The organism is Cohnella yongneupensis, assembly GCF_042655785.1.
In the GTDB taxonomy this organism is placed as follows: Bacteria; Bacillota; Bacilli; order Paenibacillales; family Paenibacillaceae; genus Cohnella; species Cohnella yongneupensis.
The window spans coordinates 14,532-34,528 of sequence record NZ_JBHSNC010000005.1 but is presented as its reverse complement, the minus strand read 5'-3'; the positions used below and the strand labels follow the sequence as shown (position 1 = coordinate 34,528).

General features: G+C 51.3%; 18 protein-coding genes. 13 read left to right on the top strand and 5 right to left on the bottom strand.

The features are described 5' to 3' along the window. Nucleotides 1–5 precede the first annotated feature (5 nt). On the top strand, nt 6–998 hold the full coding sequence (locus tag ACFPQ4_RS01260; protein WP_378109900.1) for a carbohydrate ABC transporter permease: 993 nt from the start codon (nt 6–8) through the stop codon (nt 996–998). Between the two features lie 179 nt (nt 999–1,177). Here ACFPQ4_RS01260 and ACFPQ4_RS01255 read toward each other — a convergent pair whose 3' ends face one another. Further along, complete coding sequence (locus tag ACFPQ4_RS01255) at nt 1,178–2,737, bottom strand: DUF4127 family protein (protein WP_378109898.1); 1,560 nt, start codon at nt 2,735–2,737, stop codon at nt 1,178–1,180. Nucleotides 2,738–2,888: 151 nt separating this feature from the next. Between ACFPQ4_RS01255 and ACFPQ4_RS01250 the strand changes: the two genes are divergently transcribed. Both ACFPQ4_RS01250 and ACFPQ4_RS01245 read left to right on the top strand, forming a co-directional pair. After that, entirely contained in the window at nt 2,889–3,641 is a 753-nt protein-coding gene (locus ACFPQ4_RS01250) for an N-acetylmannosamine-6-phosphate 2-epimerase (protein WP_378109897.1), read from the top strand. Between the two features lie 12 nt (nt 3,642–3,653). Next, complete coding sequence (locus ACFPQ4_RS01245; protein ID WP_378109896.1) at nt 3,654–4,871, top strand: alpha amylase family protein; 1,218 nt, start codon at nt 3,654–3,656, stop codon at nt 4,869–4,871. Here the strand turns inward: ACFPQ4_RS01245 and ACFPQ4_RS01240 are convergent. Together ACFPQ4_RS01240 and ACFPQ4_RS01235 are read right to left on the bottom strand one after the other, a co-directional pair. After that, nucleotides 4,854–5,768 carry a DMT family transporter gene (locus ACFPQ4_RS01240; RefSeq protein WP_378109895.1) on the bottom strand — a complete coding sequence of 305 codons (915 nt, stop codon included), beginning with the start codon at nt 5,766–5,768 and terminating at the stop codon, nt 4,854–4,856. The genes ACFPQ4_RS01245 and ACFPQ4_RS01240 overlap by 18 nt on opposite strands. Before the next feature lie 460 nt (nt 5,769–6,228). Further along, a complete protein-coding gene (locus tag ACFPQ4_RS01235) occupies nt 6,229–6,666 on the bottom strand; it encodes an IS30 family transposase (protein ID WP_378109893.1) in 438 nt (145 codons plus the stop codon). A 550-nt stretch (nt 6,667–7,216) separates the two neighbouring features. On the opposite strand from ACFPQ4_RS01235, the gene helD reads away from it, so the two are divergent. After that, nucleotides 7,217–9,655, top strand: a complete 2,439-nt coding sequence (gene helD / locus ACFPQ4_RS01230) for an RNA polymerase recycling motor HelD (protein WP_378109892.1) — start codon at nt 7,217–7,219, stop codon at nt 9,653–9,655. Further along, on the top strand, nt 9,655–10,173 hold the full coding sequence (locus ACFPQ4_RS01225) for a cupin domain-containing protein (RefSeq protein WP_378109969.1): 519 nt from the start codon (nt 9,655–9,657) through the stop codon (nt 10,171–10,173). The genes helD and ACFPQ4_RS01225 overlap by 1 nt, the downstream gene beginning before the upstream one ends. A 71-nt stretch (nt 10,174–10,244) precedes the next feature. Here the strand turns inward: ACFPQ4_RS01225 and ACFPQ4_RS01220 are convergent, their stop codons facing one another. Further along, the gene (locus ACFPQ4_RS01220; RefSeq protein ID WP_378109891.1) at nt 10,245–10,694 is read right to left on the bottom strand and encodes a MarR family winged helix-turn-helix transcriptional regulator; all 450 of its coding nucleotides are present in this window, start codon (nt 10,692–10,694) and stop codon (nt 10,245–10,247) included. 196 nt (nt 10,695–10,890) lie between these two features. On the opposite strand from ACFPQ4_RS01220, the gene ACFPQ4_RS01215 reads away from it, so the two are divergent. The 8 genes from ACFPQ4_RS01215 to ACFPQ4_RS01180 all read left to right on the top strand — a co-directional run bounded on the left by ACFPQ4_RS01215 (nt 10,891) and on the right by ACFPQ4_RS01180 (nt 15,710). After that, entirely contained in the window at nt 10,891–11,679 is a 789-nt protein-coding gene (locus tag ACFPQ4_RS01215; RefSeq protein ID WP_378109890.1) for a DeoR/GlpR family DNA-binding transcription regulator, read from the top strand. Then, a complete protein-coding gene (locus tag ACFPQ4_RS01210) occupies nt 11,669–12,727 on the top strand; it encodes an oxidoreductase (protein ID WP_378109889.1) in 1,059 nt (352 codons plus the stop codon). Before ACFPQ4_RS01215 ends, ACFPQ4_RS01210 begins: the two co-directional genes overlap by 11 nt. After that, the gene (locus ACFPQ4_RS01205) at nt 12,724–13,203 is read left to right on the top strand and encodes a heme-degrading domain-containing protein (protein ID WP_378109888.1); all 480 of its coding nucleotides are present in this window, start codon (nt 12,724–12,726) and stop codon (nt 13,201–13,203) included. Before ACFPQ4_RS01210 ends, ACFPQ4_RS01205 begins: the two co-directional genes overlap by 4 nt. Before the next feature lie 111 nt (nt 13,204–13,314). Then, nucleotides 13,315–13,746, top strand: coding sequence for a rhodanese-like domain-containing protein (locus ACFPQ4_RS01200; RefSeq protein WP_378109887.1), 432 nt, complete (start codon nt 13,315–13,317; stop codon nt 13,744–13,746). Nucleotides 13,747–13,917: 171 nt separating this feature from the next. After that, a complete protein-coding gene (locus ACFPQ4_RS01195) occupies nt 13,918–14,691 on the top strand; it encodes a TerC family protein (protein WP_378109886.1) in 774 nt (257 codons plus the stop codon). Between the two features lie 94 nt (nt 14,692–14,785). Beyond that, entirely contained in the window at nt 14,786–14,983 is a 198-nt protein-coding gene (locus tag ACFPQ4_RS01190; protein WP_378109972.1) for a hypothetical protein, read from the top strand. Next, entirely contained in the window at nt 14,904–15,206 is a 303-nt protein-coding gene (locus ACFPQ4_RS01185) for a YetF domain-containing protein (protein WP_378109968.1), read from the top strand. The genes ACFPQ4_RS01190 and ACFPQ4_RS01185 overlap by 80 nt, the downstream gene beginning before the upstream one ends. A 219-nt stretch (nt 15,207–15,425) precedes the next feature. Beyond that, nucleotides 15,426–15,710, top strand: coding sequence for a hypothetical protein (locus ACFPQ4_RS01180; RefSeq protein WP_378109885.1), 285 nt, complete (start codon nt 15,426–15,428; stop codon nt 15,708–15,710). A 187-nt stretch (nt 15,711–15,897) separates the two neighbouring features. Here the strand turns inward: ACFPQ4_RS01180 and ACFPQ4_RS01175 are convergent, their stop codons facing one another. Further along, the gene (locus ACFPQ4_RS01175; RefSeq protein WP_378109884.1) at nt 15,898–19,992 is read right to left on the bottom strand and encodes an S-layer homology domain-containing protein; all 4,095 of its coding nucleotides are present in this window, start codon (nt 19,990–19,992) and stop codon (nt 15,898–15,900) included. Nucleotides 19,993–19,997: the final 5 nt, after the last annotated feature.

The following is a 19,997-nucleotide window of genomic DNA, read 5'->3' as shown; positions in this document are numbered from 1 at the left end:
ACTTCTTGAAAACAGACTTGCAAACGGTAAAAAATACGGTGAACAGTCGGGCCTTTGAATTAAGTAAATGGCTTTACGAGACCAATCCGGTCGAAAAGACGAAATACTGGCTTTGGGTGCTCGTTCGAACCGTGCTCATCTTCGGGATTTGTTTCATTATCCTGTACCCCGTATTGCTGAAAATATCGATTGCTTTTAAGGACCCGGTTGATATTTTCGATTCGTCGGTCGTGTGGATTCCGAGACATTTCACGCTGGACAATATTAAACTCATGATCGATAGGCTGGATTACTGGAAGGCTATCACCGCCACGTTTACTTTAAGCGCGGGAGCTTCTATTTTACAGTTGATCTCGTGCGCTCTGGCGGGTTATGGATTCGCGCGGTTGCCATTCCGAGGCAGCGCGATCCTATTCATGCTCGTGATTTTTACGATCGTGATTCCACCGCAGACGATTATGGCGCCCACGTATTTGCATTTTCGCTTCTTCGACGTATTCGGCATTTACCACTTATTTACGGGTAAGCCCGGGTTTAATTTGTTGGAGAGCTATTGGCCGACTTTCATTTCGGCGGCGCTGGGAATGGGCATGAAAAACGGACTATATATTTTCATTTTCCGGCAGTTTTTCCGCGGTCTTCCGAAGGAATTGGAGGAAGCCTCCTACGTTGACGGTGCAGGGGTACTCAAAACGTTCGCCAAAGTCATGCTCCCGAACTCGATTCCGGCCATTTCCACTGTGCTATTGTTTTCCTTTGTGTGGCAGTGGAACGACGATTACTTCGTCAACATCTTCATGGCGAACTCCGTTTCGTTGTCGCGGCAACTGGGAATGTTGACCTCCTTGGCAAGGCCGGAGTATGTTGGCGGATTTGCCTACTCTTCAATGTTGATCAATACCGGAGCGCTGCTAGGCATTGCGCCCATATTCCTCCTCTACTTATACGCGCAAAGGTATTTCGTGGAAAGCGTCGAGAGAGCGGGCCTTGTCGGTTAATTAACAACTCATACGATCGATGAACGATCGCGCAAACGACCGGCACGCTGCTGAGAGTAACCGGCCGTTTTGCGCACCGAATTTTGGGTTTAGACCACGCGAATAGGCTGTCCCAGATGCCGTTGGCATCTAAGGGGACAGCCTGATAACGGGATATTTGAAGGTGTTTAGGAGTTAGTTTATTCCGCCGTCACCTTGAGGTCGAACCCGACTTCGAACATTCGCTTCCAAGGAAGAACTACATTTTGCAGCTTTAGCCGATCCGTTCCGAAGTCTTGTAAATAACGGCTAATAAACGCTTCCATCTTAGAGTGGATTAATTCCGTTACTTGATCGTTGACGGAAGAGATATCGAAGTAGTCCCCGCCTAACGGTCCCAAGTGATTAGCGGCGATATCTGCACGAATGATCGCCTGATATCCCCAATCCTCCAGAAGCCGGGATAAATAGAAAGCCTCGCTTTGAAGGGAGCGTTCGGGTGCGGGAATAACTTCATTTTGTCTGTAATAGGATTCTACGATCGAATGAGCAATGACGGTTCCAAGGGTGTTGCCTGAAGTGTTCCAGCCTGCGTAGGCAGACAGCTTGGGCAACAGGCCCGAGCCCGACAGCAACTTAAGAAGTGGCTCGTCCGAGCCGTTACAGACTGCGACGTCCGCGAGCGAGACCATGAATCCTTTCTCGGAGTATCGACGAATCGCTTGCGCGAATTCACGCAAATTGGTTTCCGAGAAGTAAGCGGGATGCCGCTCGCGGAATAACTGGGTCGTTTCCGCCATTTGATACTGCCCGACGGGCGGCGAATTCACCATCAGCACGAAGTCGGCTTCTCGGGAGCTATCGCCGATAAATCCGCCGGCAGCCGTAATCTGGCATTTCAGGCTCTCGCCCAAGCTGCGGTCTTCGTATTTCGGAATTGCATGGGGGCCGGCCGTGGAAGAGAATCGAACGAATACTTCCGGTCGATAGTTTTTGATCTCGCAGAATACTCTGGCGAACAAGGTGCATCCGATTTCGTCGGCACCCGGATAAATATGTACGCGGTCTAGGAGGTTATGCTCCTCGACGGCATACAGAAGTCGGCGTTGCTCGGCAGAGGTATAGCCGTACGTTGCGTTATCGTCCAAAGGAATAATCAGAAAGTCGATGAAGCCCTCTCGTACCATCTCGACGGCCATATGATTCACCGCCGTATTCGTATGCCGACGCCCGATGAAATCTTGGAGAACGTTCTGAGGCAACCGGGATAAGAGCGCTTCAAGCTCCAGTCGCTCGGCGTCGTTTAAGCCTTCCCTGGCTTGTTTATCCTGAAGCCATCCGTTACGGGATAATTCGGCGCCGTACTCCGCGTAGTAATCGGGCTCCTCGTCGCTGCTGCTGTAGGCCGGCGCTCTCATGATCAGATTAAAAGCGTAAATCCGGAGATTAGGGTTTCTTTTTTTGCACTCGGCAATGACGTTTAATCCGATCCGGCACTCTTCTTCGGTAAGGTAATGCAATCTGGAGGGCACGATGCCTCCATAAACGAGCATGTCCAACGAAACGATGATCACATCCGCCTCGGCTGACTGTTCCAGTAGCCACAGAGCTAATGCGGCAGTATTTGCAGGCTGCTTCTTAGCCCCAAGCATCGAGATCGGGGGGGAGATCAAGTCAAGATCGGAAGCTTGGGAGATTTGCATCGGAAACTTCGCATTGCACGGTCTTTCATCTAGAGGAACATAAATAATAGTAGACATAAGGACCTCCTGAAATATTTTCCCCCATTATAGCATGCATATGAACGAAATATCCAAATTTACACCCGAAAATAAATATTTAATCTTTAATAATGATACTGTTATTGCTATAATGATTAACAGCAAAGATTGGAGGTGAGATTCACCTGATATGATTGAAATGAACAAATATACCAACTGGGAAATAGGTGAGTTCTTGGACAACAATCTGATTTCCAACCTCAAGCACGGTTTGATTGTCTCTTGCCAGGCACTTGAGCAAGAGCCCTTGTATGGCTCCGAGGTGATGCTTTCGATGGCAATGGCCGCTCAAGAGGGCGGAGCGGTCGGCATTCGGGCGAATACCCCTCGAGATATCGCCGCCATCAAAAGTAAATGTTCTTTACCGGTTATCGGATTGTATAAAAAACATTATCCCGATTCGGATGTATACATCACTCCTACTATAGTTGAAGTAAAAGAAATCGTTGAGGCGGGGGCAGACTTCGTGGCGATCGACGCGACGGCGCTAGCTCGTCCCAATGGGGAGTTGTTGGGCGATTTCGTACGTTCCTTACGGGCGAATTTCCCGGGCACGCTTATCGTGGCGGATGTCTCGACATTCGAAGAAGGAGTCGCCGCCATGGATCTAGGGGTCGATCTCGTGTCGACCACGATGTCGGGTTACACCCCGCACAGCTTGCAACAGGAGCAGCCGGATATTGCCTTGGTTGCCCGATTGTCCGCGCTTGGCAGAACGCCGGTATTGGCTGAGGGGCGTATCTGGACTCCGGAAGAGTGCGTAGCATGTCTGGAAGCCGGTGCTCACGCCGCAGTCGTAGGTACGGCGATTACTCGTCCTCAGGAAATCACGAAAAAATTCGTTAAATCCATTCATGAATCATTTCATAAGATGGAAGTTTAGGATGGTGGGATCATGTCGATAAACGAGCTTTTACCGAAAGGTCTTAACGTGCTGTGGGTGGATTTTCTGGCGAACGGAGCGCGTCTTGCGAATTCCGAATACCGCAAAGAAATGGTACGCAAAGCAAAGGAGTCGGGAGTCACGCATCTGGTGGTGGATGCTAAAATCCCCTACGGACATACGACTTATCCAAGCCGTTACGCTCTCCATGTGGGCGACTGGTCAGACAATCGTTTTCAAGAGTGGCGGGGCAAGGACTTTTTAAGAGAAATTATCCGCGAAGCGCGCGGGGCAGACTTGAAAATATTCGCGAATGTCGACGTGTTTGCGGAGGGCACGAAGAAAACGAGGGACGGACTGGCTTTTGAGAAAAAAGAGTGGCAGGTTGCCTATATAAATCCGGAATCGTCCAAACTGTCCGCTTATGCGGAGGATCATGACGATGACACTATTTTTGTAAACCCGATTCACCCCGAAGTCGTCAACCATCAGCTCTCTATCTTGGAAGAAATCGTTTCCGGTTACGACATTGACGGGATCGTATTAGATCGCTGCCGATATCCTAACGTACACGCCGATTTCAGCGAGCTTAGCAGATCGGGGTTCGAAGCTTATATCGGACAACAAGTCGAACAGTGGCCTGCCGATATTCTCGAGCCTGGTCCGGGAGGCAGAAGAGATGAGATCAAGTGGGGAAAATGGTTTCCAAAATGGACGGAATGGCGGGCGCTCAATATCAAGAAGTTCGTGCAGCAAGCCAGAACGGTCGTAAAGACGGCTCGCGAGGACTGTTTGTTCGGTATCTATGTCGGTTCATGGTACCCGCTCTACTATCAAGAAGGAGTGAATTGGGCAAGCGAGTCTTACCGTACCGATTTGCCTTGGGCGTCCGCGGACTATCATCGCAGCGCTTACGCGGACGAACTCGAGTTCATAATGACCGGCTGCTATTACCCGGAGGTTACCGTAGAGGAAGCCGCATTGAACGAGAGACCCGCATCATGGTACAGCGTTGAAGGCGCAATCAACATGAGCTTGGAAGCGATCAATAACAAAATTCCGGTAATCGCAAGTCTTTATTTGCACGATTACAACCGAAATCCCGAGCAGTTCGCCAAAGCGGTTCACATGTGTCGGGAAAGAACCCATGGGGTCATGCTGTTCGATGCGATTTATTTGGAAATGTACGGCTGGTGGGACGAATTGCACCCGTTACTTCAAAGAACTTGATTGCTCTTTAGACCCGGCTTTCGACCGCGATTCGGTCCTAATGCCGGGTTTTCGTATTTTATCCGTTGCGACTTGCAGGGCGATTCCGGACAAGATGACTATAAAACCGCCTATCTGCGCAGTCTTTAATTGCTCGCCTAATAGAATGACAATGAATAGCAAAGTTACGAACGGCGTCAAATAAGACAAATTCGCGATCAGGGTCGAGGAGGGTGATCGGAGCCCGCGAAACCAAAGGATGTTTCCGAGCACGATATTGCTGACTGCCAGCCATATTGTCGTTCCGATCCCTTTCATGTCCGGCGCCGTCAGGTTGGAAAAGAAGAACAATCCGAATGAGGACAGGACGAAGGATGTTATCGTAAAGAGATAAATGCCCAAGTCCTGATCCGTTCGGCTTTTTTTGCCGAACACCGAAAAAAGCGCCCAACAGAGTGCGCCCGAGATGGCGAGAAGGTCCCCTCCCAGATCCGTTAGGCGTATCGCGGACATGTTCCCGTCCGTTACGATGATGATCATCCCAACTAAACCAAGCAAGATGGATGCGGTTTTGGACGGCGTGAGCCGTTCGCCGAACATGAACGCCGAGAGCAGTACAATGAACAGGGGGAACAGGTAGTTCAACATCGAAGCTTCGACGACCGGTATTTTGTTAAGAGACAATATATATAACAGAAAGTAGAAGTAATAGGGCAAGCCAATCAGAAGCAACTTGCTTATATCCTTCAGAGAAAGAGACAGCACAGCCTTCATACGACCGGTGTAGGCGATGATAGCGGTGTTGATCAGCGTAGCGGAGCCGAACATATAAAACTGAATTTGATAGTTATCGAGCGATTCCAACGCGATTTTGCTGGCTGCGGCGAAAGAGCCCCAAAGAAAAAGCAAAACGGTCATCAATAGGTACGGGTTGTCGAAACTCCTCTTATTCAGAACGATAAACTTCCCTTCTTGCAAACCGAATTGTGTCGTTAGAAGTGTTCTTATTAGCCGCTACTACAGTTGAAACCGATGAACGCACCTACGGCTACGACGGGAATCATCCAGGCGTTGAGCGTCAGCGTTTGCGGCGCACTTGTAAAGGGGTTATGTCCATGAGGTCTCCTTAGGCTTCGATTATCATCATTATAGCATGAGGAATGGACGATTTTCGTTAAAAAGCTTACTTGCGTCAGGTATCGAAGTTGATAACGACGGATTGTCAAGCTAAGTTCGACAACTCGCTCATGAACGATTGGTGAGCTGACTTCCAAACCAAACATTTCCTTGGACGGTTGTTGATGAGCTGGAGGGTATGGGCAAGATCTGCATCGGTAACCTCTCATGCCCCTTAGGATAGAACTCTCAAAGGAGTCCGTTACCGTTTTCGTTGGAGCCTCGTTGCCAAGATGAGTAAGGGTCTGCGAAGTAGACATCGAGCCCGTGAAAAGTCTCTAAGGCCTTGTAACAAGCAAACTCTTTGCCCTCGATCCGCTGTAGCTGTTTGGAATGTCCCTTGAGGGTATTGGCTTGCTACAACGCCAAATGCGACCTCCATCGAATGAGCGGTACGGTCAGGCATTTTTACGGCCAGATACATCCTCGTCTTACGCTCGATGAATGTCGCAGCACAGGCGCGGCTATTCCCCCGCCTTGAGACAACAGTATCTAGTTCCCAGTGCCCGAACGATTCTCGCTTTCTGATCTCCTTCGACCGTTGGCTAATCGTTTTGCCAACAAGGAATCGACCACGTGGATTCCTCGGCCGATAGTTTATCTGCCGTCCTGTACGATTCCTGGAAAAAGGAATGGTCAAATCTCTTTAAGGGTAAATTCGATTGATTGTAAATCGTTGCTTAGTTGCCACAAGTCTTAGCCGCCTCGATCTACCTGGGCGAGCAGGCGGTTAAGGCTTCGAAATGAATGTTCCAGGAAAAAGAGCGTCTAACCGTTATGACTTTCGTGCGGATGGACGTTCTTTTTTCATTATGACTCTAACTAAGCTGGCTGGACGGCAGGACGACCGCGGACCGCGGCATCATGTCCAAAACGGCGAAAATTAGTGGGTGCCGATAGGAATAGTATCCTGCCGAGGGCGGTTGATTACAGGTGACGTTTAAACGTTCCATTTCGATGAACGGTGTTTGAGTATAAAACAAAAACCCGGCAAAATCTGCCGGGTTGAACTGGTTATATTAAATTGCGCGCAAAGCACCACTGTGGTATTATTAGAAAACCACCGGTCTTTTTTTGTTCATAGGTCATAGTTAGTGCATCTTATCTACAATATAATCTTACCACGCGGCATTTCGGGTTGTCAAGCGTCCTTTTTCTTCAGCTATAACGAGGGGGAGCGTGTTCGGGAAATGATAAACGATTGGGAGCAAGAACAGGAGCGGCTGGATCAAGTAACGGAGAAGCTGCGCAAGAGAATCGCCGAGCTGGAGCCGGAAGTAGCCGGACTACGGAGTCAGGCGGGGGAAATCCGCAAACGATTCTGGGAAGAAGTGACGGTCAACACAAGTAACAACGAGGATTTCGAGGAAACCTTCTACAGTATAAAGCAGCAAGAGGCATTGTTGTCGGAACGGGAGCGTAGCTACAAGCTGCGCGTGCAGCAATGGAAAGGCATGAACAAGCTGCTGCAGTCTCCGTACTTCGGGCGCATCGATTTCAATGAGGATGGCCTGGGCTTCAGCGAGCAGGTGTATATCGGCGTATCGTCCTTCGTCGATTCGGACGGCCTCAGTTTTCTGGTCTATGACTGGCGTACGCCTATTGCGAGCATGTACTACGACTATTCCCCTGGCGAAGCCGCCTATGACACGCCGGGTGGGCGAATTACGGGGACGATGGAGCTGAAGCGGCAGTACCAGATCCGAGAGGGCCGGCTTCAGAACGTGATCGACACGAGCTTAACGATCGGGGACGAATTGCTGCAGCAGGTGCTCGGCAAGAGTGCGGACTCTCAGATGAAGAGCATCGTGGCAACGATCCAGAGAGAGCAAAATGCCATTATTCGCGATGACAAAAGCCGGATGCTTATCGTGCAGGGAGCGGCGGGAAGCGGGAAAACCTCTGCGGCGCTGCAGCGGGTGGCGTATTTGCTGTACACGCACCGGGAGAAGCTGAAGGCGGATCAGATCGTTCTTTTCTCGCCGAATCCGATATTTAACAGCTATGTATCGACCGTTCTTCCCGAGCTCGGCGAGGAAAATATGCAGCAGACGACCTTCCAAGAATACCTTGAGCATGGGCTTGGAACGGAATTGCGCCTAGAAGGTCCGTTTGATCAGATCGAATACGTGCTCACGGAACAGGCTACGCGAGAATACGAGGCGCGGTTGAAGGGAATCGAATATAAGGCGTCCGTTGCGTTCCTTCAAGCTCTTCAGAGTTATGCGGGGTGGCTAGGTCGGGAGGGTATGCGATTCAACGGTATCCGTTTTCGGGACGGCGATCTGATTACGATAGAACAAATGGAAACCAAGTTTTACGGGTATGATCCGTCCATCCGCTTGGCTAATCGCATTGCCATGCTACAAGAGTGGCTGCTTCAGGAGCTGACCTTGCTGGAACGCAAGGAGCGGGAGGAGCCGTGGGTGCAAGAGGAGTTCAATTACCTCGACAAGGAGCAATACGCCGCCGTGCATAGCGAGCTGCACAAAGAGCGGGGTGTCTTTGATTTCGCCGAACAATATGAAGAAATTCAAGAGTTTCTGCAGAACAAGCGCCGGCGAGACGAGGCCGACTTCGACTATGCCGAGCGGGAGGAAGAGCTGCTGCGCGACATGATCGTGAAGGAGCATTTTAAGCCGCTGCGGCGAAGCGTGAAGCGGATGTTGTTCATAGACATGGTTGGCCTGTACGCCCAGTTGTTCGGTGATGAAGATGCTTATAAGACGATGACGAACGAGGCCGAGGTTCCGGGACATTGGTCGGAAATGTGCGAGCAAACTAAGGAGAAGCTTGGACGACTGGAGCTGTTCTATGAGGACGCGACACCGTACTTATATTTAAAAGAGCTTGTGGAGGGCGTTCGGACGAACACGGAAGTACGGCATATTTTCGTCGATGAGGGTCAGGATTATTCGATGTTTCAATATGAATATCTCAAAAAGCTGTTCCCCCGAGCTCGCATGACGGTACTCGGCGATTTCGGGCAAGCCATCTTCACTCAGGCAACGGAACTGTACGGGGCAGCTTCGCCGCTAATTCGGCTTTACGGCGAAGCCGACACTAACCTGATTCGCCTTGTTCGCAGTTATCGGTCAACCCGCGAAATCGTGGAGTTCACGAAGGCGTTGCTGCCGGGCGGAGAGGACATCGTGCCCTTCGACAGAACCGGAAATAAGCCGCGCCTCACTGTGGCCGGTAGTGGTGAGCAGTTGGCGGCACGAATGATTGAGGATCTCGCGGCACTTCATGCGGAGGGCTTCGATTCCATCGCCATCATTACGAAGACGGCCGCCGAAAGCGGCGAGGCTTACGACCGCTTGACCGCGCAGGGATGCCCTTCGTTGCGGCTGGTTACGCAAAAGACGCTTACTTTCGAGAAAGGAACGATGGTCATTCCCGCCTATCTCGCGAAAGGTGTTGAATTCGACGCCGTTCTGATCTATGATGCTTCATCGCGGGCATATCATCGGGAAAGCGAGCGCAAACTCTTTTATACGGCATGCACGCGCGCGATGCACCGGCTTCATCTATATGCGACGGAAGAGTGGACGCGATTCATTCAAGAGTTGGATAGTTCTTTGTACGAGGCAGACCCATTAGGAATCGGAGGTGCTCAGCTCACATGATGCAACAAAGTCCGGAATATTGGATTTCTAAGCTTGAATTGACTGCTCATCCCGAAGGCGGGCACTATAAAATCACGTATGAAGCGGAAGAAAAGATTTCCGATCAGGAGTTATCCGTTAAGTTCAAGGGTCAACGGTTGCTTTATTCCAGCATCTATTTTTTATTGCAATCACAGGATTTTTCCCGGCTCCATAGTTTGAAATCGGATGAACTGTGGTACTTTCATGCAGGGAGCTCCTTGACCGTTCATGTCATTCACGAGGATGGCAGCTATGAGGAAGTCCAATTAGGGGCTGACTTAGAAAGGGGCGAAAGGCTGCAATATCTAGTTCCGAAACGTGCGATTTTCGGTTCTTCCGTTAGGGATAAAGATACGTATTCGCTTGTCGGGTGCATGGTCGCACCTGGTTTTGATTTTCAGGATTTCGAATTATTTACGCAGCAAGAGCTGCTGGCGCAATATCCTCAGCATAGCGAAGTCATCAGGAAATTAGCTTATGAAGAGCTTCCGGTGTAGACCCGGCGTGTCGTAATGAAAGGGGATGTCCCAGAGGTCATTTTTTAATGACTATGGGATATCCCCTTTGTTCATTTAGTCTGACCGACGGATTGCCTCAAGATCTTAGTAGTAAGGCCGGCAAGTAGCGAGCGCTCAGCTTCAGTAATGACTTCCGTTGCAGCGTGTATGGCCCGTTCGATCTCTTGGGCGACAATGGGAATGAGCTCCCATCCGGCAGAAGTTACCCGGACATTGAACCCGCGCTTGTCGTGCTGGGAAACCGTACGTTCGACGAGACCGCGGCTCTCGGCTCGATTGATGAGGCCCGTGATGCTGGATTTGTCGAGTTGGAGATATTGGGCGAGTTGCAGCATGCTGGGTTCGCGGTCCCGTAGAATGCCTAGAAGGCGAATTTGAATGATCGATAGATTATGGGCGGCTCCGACTTGACCTAGTATGCTTTGGATCAGAAAGGACAGTTGCACCAAGCTATCCACGGTCGAGTGGTCGTCTTTAATCGTAAAAGGGTCGTCGTTCAATGGGTTCACTCCGAACTCATCGGCCCGCGAATAAGCGGCATGACGGTTATGTTGAATTACATTATTCACCTCACATTGCATCACAATAAACATCGACTTTGTACGTGACACAAACTATGTGACTTATGATTTACATCGGACTATATAAGTAATATACTTAATAACACTTAAGTGTTTATATATTATTTCATTAAGGGTGAGTAAGCTGACGCAAGATGAGCGGTTAAAGGGAATTCTCGAGCACATGAAGGAACACGGAAAAATCCGACTTGAGCAAATCTGCGAAATGTACCAGGTATCTCGAGATAGCGCCAGACGCGACCTGGTGAGATTAGAAGAAGCACGTCTGATCGCCCGTACCCATGGGGGCGCGATTCTTCCTTCACTGGGCATAGCTACAATACCCTATGAGGAACGCATTCATAATGTAGATGCTAAGCAACGCATCGGCCGGGCGGCGGCCTGTCTCGTTCAAGACGGAGAGACGCTGTTCGTGGATGCGTCGACGACTGTGCAAGCCGCAGTAGAAGCGTTCTCGGCAAAGGATATAACCACGGTCACTAACTCGATAGATGCGGCCACTTTACTGGGCAAAAAGCAAAACGGAAAAGTTCATCTCCTGGGCGGCGAATACAATCCGTGGCATAGGAATGTAACCGGACCTCAGACGCTAGCGATGATCCGCGATTATCGGGTGCAGACCTTGTTATTAGGAGCTTGCGCCATTACTTCGGATGGGTTGTCCAGTCCGCTAGTGGAAGAGGCGTATGTAAAGCGTGAGATGGTGGCAAGAGCGGATCGGGTAATCGTCCTTGCGGATCAAGGGAAATTTCAAAAATCGTTTCTTCATCATGTGTGCGGGGTAGAGAACATCCATGTGCTAATTACGGATGCCGAGCCGCCCGCAATGGTGAAAGAGCTGCTTGCTAAACATCGGATTGAAATCATCATCGCGAACGAAGGAGAACACGAACATGACAATTAATGTGGGCTTAGTCGGATACGGGCTATCCGCTTCGGTATTTCACGGGCCGATCATTCAAAGAATAGAGGGAATGCGCCTTAAAGCCATTGTTTCATCGAATGCCGAAAAGGTGAATCGGGACTATCCGGACGTTGAAGTTTTTGACGATGTCGACTCGATGCTGCTGCGGGGCGAGATCGACTTGGTCGTCATCTGTACGCCGAACACGACGCATTATGAGTTTGCGAAGAAAGCTATTTTGGCCGGGAAGCACGTGGTGGTTGAAAAGCCGTTCACCGTGGATGCTAGCGAAGCGGAAGAACTAATCTCACTGGCTAAAGCTCAAGGCGTGAATCTGTCGGTTTATCAAAATCGCAGATGGGACAATGATTTCTTAACGATTAAGGCTTTGTTGGAAACGGGCATGTTAGGTAAATTATCGACTTATGAAGCCCACTTTGACCGATTTAGACCAGTAATAAGGGACCGCTGGCGCGAAAAGAACCTTCCCGGCTCGGGAATTTTGTATGACTTGGGTTCGCATTTGATCGATCAGGCGCTAAATTTGTTCGGCATGCCTCAAACCCTATGGGCCGATATCAGGTCGGAGAGGGACGGAGGCCAGACGGACGATTACTTCCACCTTATACTCGGTTACCCGAACCTAAGGGTTATTCTGCACTCCGGATCTCTCGTGAAGCTGGCGGGGCCGCGGTTCGTGTTGCATGGCGACAGAGGAAGCTTCGTCAAATACGGATTAGACCCTCAGGAAGATCAACTTAAACTGGGCATGCATCCCGGCGATTCGGGTTGGGGCGAGGATCGCCCCGAGCTGTATGGAAAGCTCAGTACCGTAGTCGGCGGACTGTCGATGGAAGCCATAATATCGACAATTCCGGGCAGCTATGAAGCCTTTTATCAAGGGATGGCCGCAGCCATTCAATCAGGCGCACCCGTACCCGTACAGGCGGAACAAGCGCGCGACACGATTCGAATCATCGAATACGCTCTTCAAAGTCACCGAGAGCAACGCACGATACAAATCCCGTCGCAGGAGGGGGCGAAATGAGTTTGCCGAACCTGGACAAACAGTTGGCCGAAATTGTTCAACAGGAAGAACAATTGCAATTTTCCCGATTCACGAACGAGATGGCGCTCGAAATCGGTATGCTCCTATACGCGGAGGCCAAAAAATCGGGAAGTGCGGTAACGATCGATATTTCGAGGAACGGACAATGCCTCTTCCATTATGAGATGGAGGGGACTTCTAAAGATAACGCGGAGTGGATTCGCCGTAAAAATAACGTAGTGAATCGCTTTTACCGGAGCTCGTACTATGTGGGAACCCGTCTGCGAAGCCAAGGCACGACGATGGAGGAGAAATACGCGATATCGACGGTAGAATTCGCCGCGCATGGCGGAGCGTTTCCGTTACGTATGAAGGGAGCGGGAGTCATCGGAACGATAACGGTATCCGGGCTCCCGCAAAAAGAAGATCATGATTTAGTGGTGCGAGTTCTTCGCGACTATTTGCAAGCGCATTGAGAATCATCAAAATTATTGATAATATCCATAGAATACTATCGATAACTCCATCATTAGGGGCCGTGCTATAGTGATGTCAAGCAAACGACAACGCTATTGGAGGTAATCCTAATGACTACGATCCGCTCGCTTGTACTTGAAACTCCCGCCGCTTCTCCGGAGCATACGCATCGCCACTATATGAACAAGCTTTCCGTGGAAACGGACGTTTCGGACGTCTGCTACGACCTGAAGAACGGCGTCGCCGACTTCCTGCTCATCGACGTACGCAGCTCTCAAGCATACGCAGAATGCCATGTGCCGGGCGCGATCAGCCTCCCGTCCAACCAAATCAACGCGGAGACGACCGCCGCATTTTCCAAAGAGCAAGTTATCGTCGTCTATTGCTGGGGACCGGCGTGCAACGGCGGAACCAAAGGAGCGGCACGCTTATCCGCCCTCGGCTTCCGTGTGAAGGAAATGCTCGGCGGCATAGAGTACTGGCGCAAGGAAGGGAACGACGTAGAGGGCACGCTGGGACATTCGGCTTGCATGATCGGGTAATAGAATACGCAAGGATCAAGAACGGCACCTCTAGCAGGTGCCGTTAGCTGTATAAAATTGAATTCCAACCGCAATGTATTACGTATAAGCACCTAAGGGGCAGCTAGCATTATTTACACAAGCGTCTACTGACTGCTAAACCTTACCACGATTAGAGAAGGGGGATTCAAGTTGGGATCCATTTGGTTGGAGTATGCGTGGGCATTACTTATTCTTATTGGGTTGGAGGGCTTATTGTCGGCCGACAATGCGCTCGTGCTTGCGGTAATCGCCAAGCATTTACCTGACGAGCAGAAGAATAAAGCAATCAATTACGGAATCATTATGGCATTTGTTTTTCGGTTTGCTGCTCTCTTCGCGATATCATTCATTGCGAACGTGTGGCAAGTGCAAGCGATCGGCGCGGCCTATCTTCTTTACCTAGGTTTAAAGCACATCATCCAAGCGAAATTCGGCAAGAAAAATGAAGATGCCCATAAGGACGATAAACAAGCAGCCGCGGGCAAAGGCTTCTGGCCTACCGTAGGCAAGATTGCGCTTGCGGATCTCGCTTTCGCGATCGATTCCATTCTCGCCGCCGTAGCGCTTGCGCTTGGACTTTCGGATTCGCCGCTTGGCGAGTTCGGCGGCATGGACGGAGGCCAATTCATTGTCGTGGTTCTTGGCGGAGTCGCGGGGTTAATCTTAATCAAATACGCGGCGACGTGGTTTGTAAAGCTGCTAGGGCAGCGCCCGGCACTGGAGACGACGGCTTACGCGATCGTTGCCTGGGTCGGGGTGAAGCTTGCCGTCATTACGCTTGCCCATGAGGATATCGGGGTCTTGGGTCACCATTTCCCTCATAGCACGGGCTGGACGATCGTCTTCTATGTCGTTTTGGTTGCGATTGCCCTGCTAGGGTGGTTCGCACCGAGCAGCAAGGTTTCTAAGGCGGGTCATCCGTAAAGGAAAGATAGGAGCTGCCGGATTGGCGTTCATACTAAAACCCTTAGATATTTCGCCGCGAAGAGGATAGGCTAACACCTTAAGGGGGTATTCCATGCATTTCGATTGGATATGGAAAGCCATTCTCATTATTACGGTCGGTTCGCTCCTTCTTCGGCTTACGGGCCGAACTTCCATAGGGAAATTATCGTTTGCTTGCGCGATTTACGTCTATCCGTACCGTTTGGATCGGGAAATCCATACCCATCATCGCGGGCGGAAAGTTGGAGCGGGGCGCAATGGAATCGCTTAAGCTTACCGACGAGGAGCTCGATGCGCAGCTGCGCATAGCAGGGGCGTTCGATCGAGCTGACGTTGAATTCGCCACGATTGAAGCTAACGGTCACCTGACCGTTCAGCTCAAACCGCATAAAGCTCCAGCGACGAAGCAGGACATTGAACAGCTGAAGCAACTGATCGAGTTGCAGTATTCCGCAAGTTTATGTAAAACAAATAACGGCGTTGAAGGGCAATAAAAACGGCAGAGGGCGCCAATTCGGCGCCTTTTTTTATGGCCGAATTTGTCCGTGCGGACTGCAAAATGACCAAGTATGGATAGAAAAGATCAATAATTACATAGTTGCACATGCGTGTTCTCGCCTATTTGGTCGACAACGATTGCTATATAATTAAGCAATAAGTTCTATTACAGAGAGAAATAATTTCGTGGGTTTCGGTCAAAGGGGATAAACGGCATGAGAATTTCGACATGGCTGAAAATCATGCTAGTTGTATTCGGCGCATTGTTTGCGGGCGTCTTTATTTTCCTGAGCGCACTGAATCAAAGCTTCAAAAACGAAAGCGTCGCGGAGCAACGTCAGATCGCATTCAAGCAACTCGGGATCGAGTTGGTCGTGGCTTCCGACTATTTGACGAATGAGGCCAGAGCCTTCGTCCAGTTCGGAGAGAAGCCCATGCGGATAATTATTGGAGAGAAGTTAACGAGACGAAGACGCGAGAATAAATTGTTGCCAAGCTAACTGCGTCGACGCAGGTTCTCGTATTGATGAGCGAATATCATGAATCTAAGTCGGGTGAGGTGAGTACGGCGTCCGAAAAATGGTTAAGAAGGTTTTAGTCGGGTAAGGAAGCGGCATAGAAAAGGCCATGAACGACTACTGCGAGGGTAGCGTTCATGGCCTTTGATCTACTAGAAGTCTGGCGGTTTTAGATGTACAAAGCTTCTAGCAGCCTATAGATCGTAGCGGCGGCTTCCGCGCGCGTGGCCGAACGGAACGGGCGGAATGCCCCGGTATCGTTGCCTTGCATGAGGTTGGAGGCGCTGACGGCTTCAATGGAAGCTCGTGCCCAGGTCGGGATTAGGCCAGCATCCGTGAACGTAATCGAAGCGTTGTGCCCGGAAGGACTGCTGAACGTCTTAAGCGCGTTGGCTAGAACGACGGACATTTCGGCACGGCTAATGAGCTGATCGGGTTTAAACAGCCGAGCTCCGTTCGCCTCGTATCCGTTCATCAGACCGGTCTGCATTACGGCGGCTACGGACGCTCTTGCCCAAGCCGGAATACTTGGGTTGTCCTTAAACTCGGTAAGGTCGTACTCGCCATGGAGCGATAGCGCTTCGGCTAGCATTTTAGCAAATTCCGCGCGGGTTACGTTGTCCTCCGGATGGAATAGACCGTCCGAATAACCGTTGATTGCTTTCATCCCGATCAAGCGGGCCGCATAAGGGGCTGCCCAATGCTTCGACAAGTCCGGGAACAAGGCGACTTGGTCATCGAATACGGCGAATTTCGTGAAGTGATTGACGTATACCGTTAAGGTGCCATCCGCGTTCAAGATTCCGCCTACGTAGATCCACCGTTTCAGCCGTTCGTTGTAATAGTAAACCGCCGGGCCGTGGCTGTCGGTTGACGGATGCGAGTCAATAAAGAAAGTGATTTCGATCGGTTTTAGGAAAGTACGGTTGGTCGAACTTGAGAATTCGAACACCTCGCTTAGTGCCGGTAGGGATGGAAGCGACGGGATCTCGTTCGGCGGTACGACGGTGACATGCATGGTACCATCTTGTTTGACGGCGCCTGCCGGCACGACTACTTTTACCTTATTCGACAGCGTCCAATCCGAATCTTGATCCAAGTACACGTTGAAGGACGCGGTCGTGTCGGAAGGATTGGTTGGAGGCGATCCCGGATCAACCGGTGTGGTCGGCGGAGTCTCCGGCTCATCCGTGTCCGGTGGCTCAGGCGCCTGAACCGCATTCGCAAAGTCGAAGGCGAACGCATTCGACGTCACCTGACCGGTAGCTCCGACAATGAAGGCTTGTGCAACGGTAACGCTCGCGTTGCCGACATCGTCTACGTTCTCGTGATGGGCAGCTTGCCCGGTGAATGCAACCGTCAACTGCGTATCGCTATCCCGCGTCACGCTGACGCCAAGCCCCGCGGGCAGGCGGTTCACCGTCATGCCGCCGGTTACATCCGCCACGAATGTACCGTTGGCGAGAGTAATCACTTGCTTGGCGGTTATCGTGCCGTCATTCGCGGCGGCTTCCGCGATAATCGCGCTACCGACCGTAAGCGTTGGAGCTTTCGGCACGACTGTGATCGTAAACGTGATGCTCGCCGACGTGTCGACACCTCCTGCTCCCGTGCCGCCGTCATCGGTTAGCGCTACCGTTACTTCGGCTTCACCGACTGCTCCGGGCGTCGCCTTATAACTCAGCGTACCGTTACGATCTATCGCGGGTTGTTGCACGAACAATCCGGTATTGTCGTTGCTGACGAGGAACGTGACTTGCTGATCGTCATCCTCCGCCGGTCCGGCGGAAACGTTCGTTGCCCATCCGGATACCGTCTGTACCCCTGCGTCCGTCTCGACTTGTTGATCGGCTCCCGGGGTGAACGACGGTGCATCGTTCACCGCCTGCACATCCACCGTATAAACTTGCGTGGTCGATTTTACGTCGTTGGGTTGGCCGTTTCCAATATCCGTGACGGTTAGCGTAACCGTATCCGTTCCGTAGAAATCGTCGTCAGGCGTATAAGCAAGCACGTCCAGCATGGCATTCAAATCCGCTTCGGCGCCGGAATAGACGAGCGAAGAACTCCCGATTGCCCCTGCTTCGAGCGTTAGACCGTCGATCTCCGATGGAACCGTCAACGTGCCGTGTTCCGCGACTAGTTCGGCCGTCAGAATGCCGTCGGCTGCATCCCTATCCTCAATTTCCACGGGCGCGAACGCGGCCGACTGATCCTCAACGGTCGCAAAGCCTACATTCAGCGACGGGTCTGCGACGTATGGATTCAAAGCTTGCGTGGCGTTGCCGGAAAGAACGCCGTTCTGATCGCCACCTGCTAAGTCGGGCACGCTATTGCCGCTTCTATTCTCCATATCGAGGTACAACGCCAATCCAGGCTCGGTGCCGGTTGGCTTCCACATCAGATTGTCGCTGATCTCCTCGCCGCTTAAAGCCCGATTCCAGATGCGGACTTCATCGATGTCGGCAGCGCCGTACCGGCCAGCGGTTCCCGAACCCGAAGGGTCATCCATACCGACATAGAAGTTGTTATATCTGCCGTAGTCTCCGTCTCGTTGCGGACTGGAATCAAATCCCTGTCGAACGAGTTCCCCGTCTAGATAAACCTTGTAATAGGCAATGCTAGCCCCAGGTTCAAGCGAATAAACGAAAGCGTAATGATGCCATTGGGTAATATCAACGGGTTGAAAAGCATTGACTACGGTTAAGTCATTCGTCCGTTGACGATTCAGCATATATACGTTGACCGAGGTGCCGCCTTTGTTCGGATGAAAAATAATGCCTTCCCGTCCGCGCGAAGAGAGAAGGAATCCGTTCTCGTTCCAGGTCGGCGTAGGGGAGCGTGCCCAAAATTCCAACGTAATATACGATTCGACCCAGACGTTCGAAGCTAAGGCGTAGCTGTCGGTACCATTGAACCGTAACGCATGGGTTGTGCCGATCATCGGCGAATGGTTATATTGGTCGACGGTAATCGTGAAGGTATGGGTCGCCGTATCGACGCCTCCGTACGCCGTTCCGCCATCGTCCTTCAGGCTGACGCTGACCGTCGCCGTTCCATGGACATTGGGCTGCGGGCGATAGGTTAACGTACCGGAGCTGTCCACGGCCGGTTGTTCTAGGAACAGAGCCGGTTTACTGTTGGTCGTTATAAAAGTCAGGCTTTGGGCTTCATCCGGCGATCCGGTAGACATCGCGGTCGCAAAGCCGGCAACCGTCTGCCGTTCGGAGCCTTCCTTGACCGACAAATTCGTTCCGAGGTTGAAAGTTGGAGCATCATTCACGTTGAATATCGGAATAGGCAGCGTAAATACCGCGCTCGCGGCCGCCCGGTCGTCAGCGGAGCCGGAATCGGTCACGGTAACATTTAACGTATCCGACCCGGATGCGACCAGGTTCGGGCGATAAAAGATTTTTTGCAGCGCATCCGTCAGCATGTCCCTTGTACCGGATAACGTCATGGACGGACTATCATTGCTGCCGTCGGTCAAAGTCAGGCCGACGATCGAAGGAAGTCTCTCGAGATTCAAAGCACCCTTATAGACCGACAGGGCAACCGAGTACAAATCCGTATCGGAGATCGCGTCTCCGTCGGTGAACGTAATCTTCGGCAGCAGCACCGGACCGTCTTCTTCGGCGACGAACGGCTTAGCCGGCCGCGTCCCTACGGTATAACCTCCGACGGCGGTAGCGGGTATGGAATCGAAATTCAAATAACGGACAAGCCCCGGTTCATTGCCGGCTAATGCACGGTTCATATTTTTACTAATGTCTGCGGCCGAGCGGGCCGTGTTCCAGAATCGTACCTCATCGACTTCTATGTTGCCGTAACGATTGGTAAAATCATTGCCCACGGAGACGTTCACGGTCTTGTTTACGTACCTGGATACGTACGGATGAACGGCGGTACCGACCAGAACGCCGTCTAGGTAAAGCTTGCAAGTTTCGGAATAATTGTAGAGGTCGTATACGAACGCATAATGATGCCATTCCGTGATATCGTCCACATGGAAGCTGGCGGCGACTTTTACCGGAAATGTGGCGGGAGCGGAAGAGACTAAATAGACGTCAACGTCTTTCGTCCCCTTATTCGGATGCAGAATAAACCCGCTGTCATCCCGCGAAGATAGCAAAATACCGTCTTCGTTCCAAGTATCCGTCTCCGATCTTGCCCAAATCTCGGCCGTGAAGGTAATCCCGGTCGGCACGCCTTGGACGACTACGGAAGCGTCCGTGCCGTTTAACCGCAGTGTCTGGTCATCCATTACGG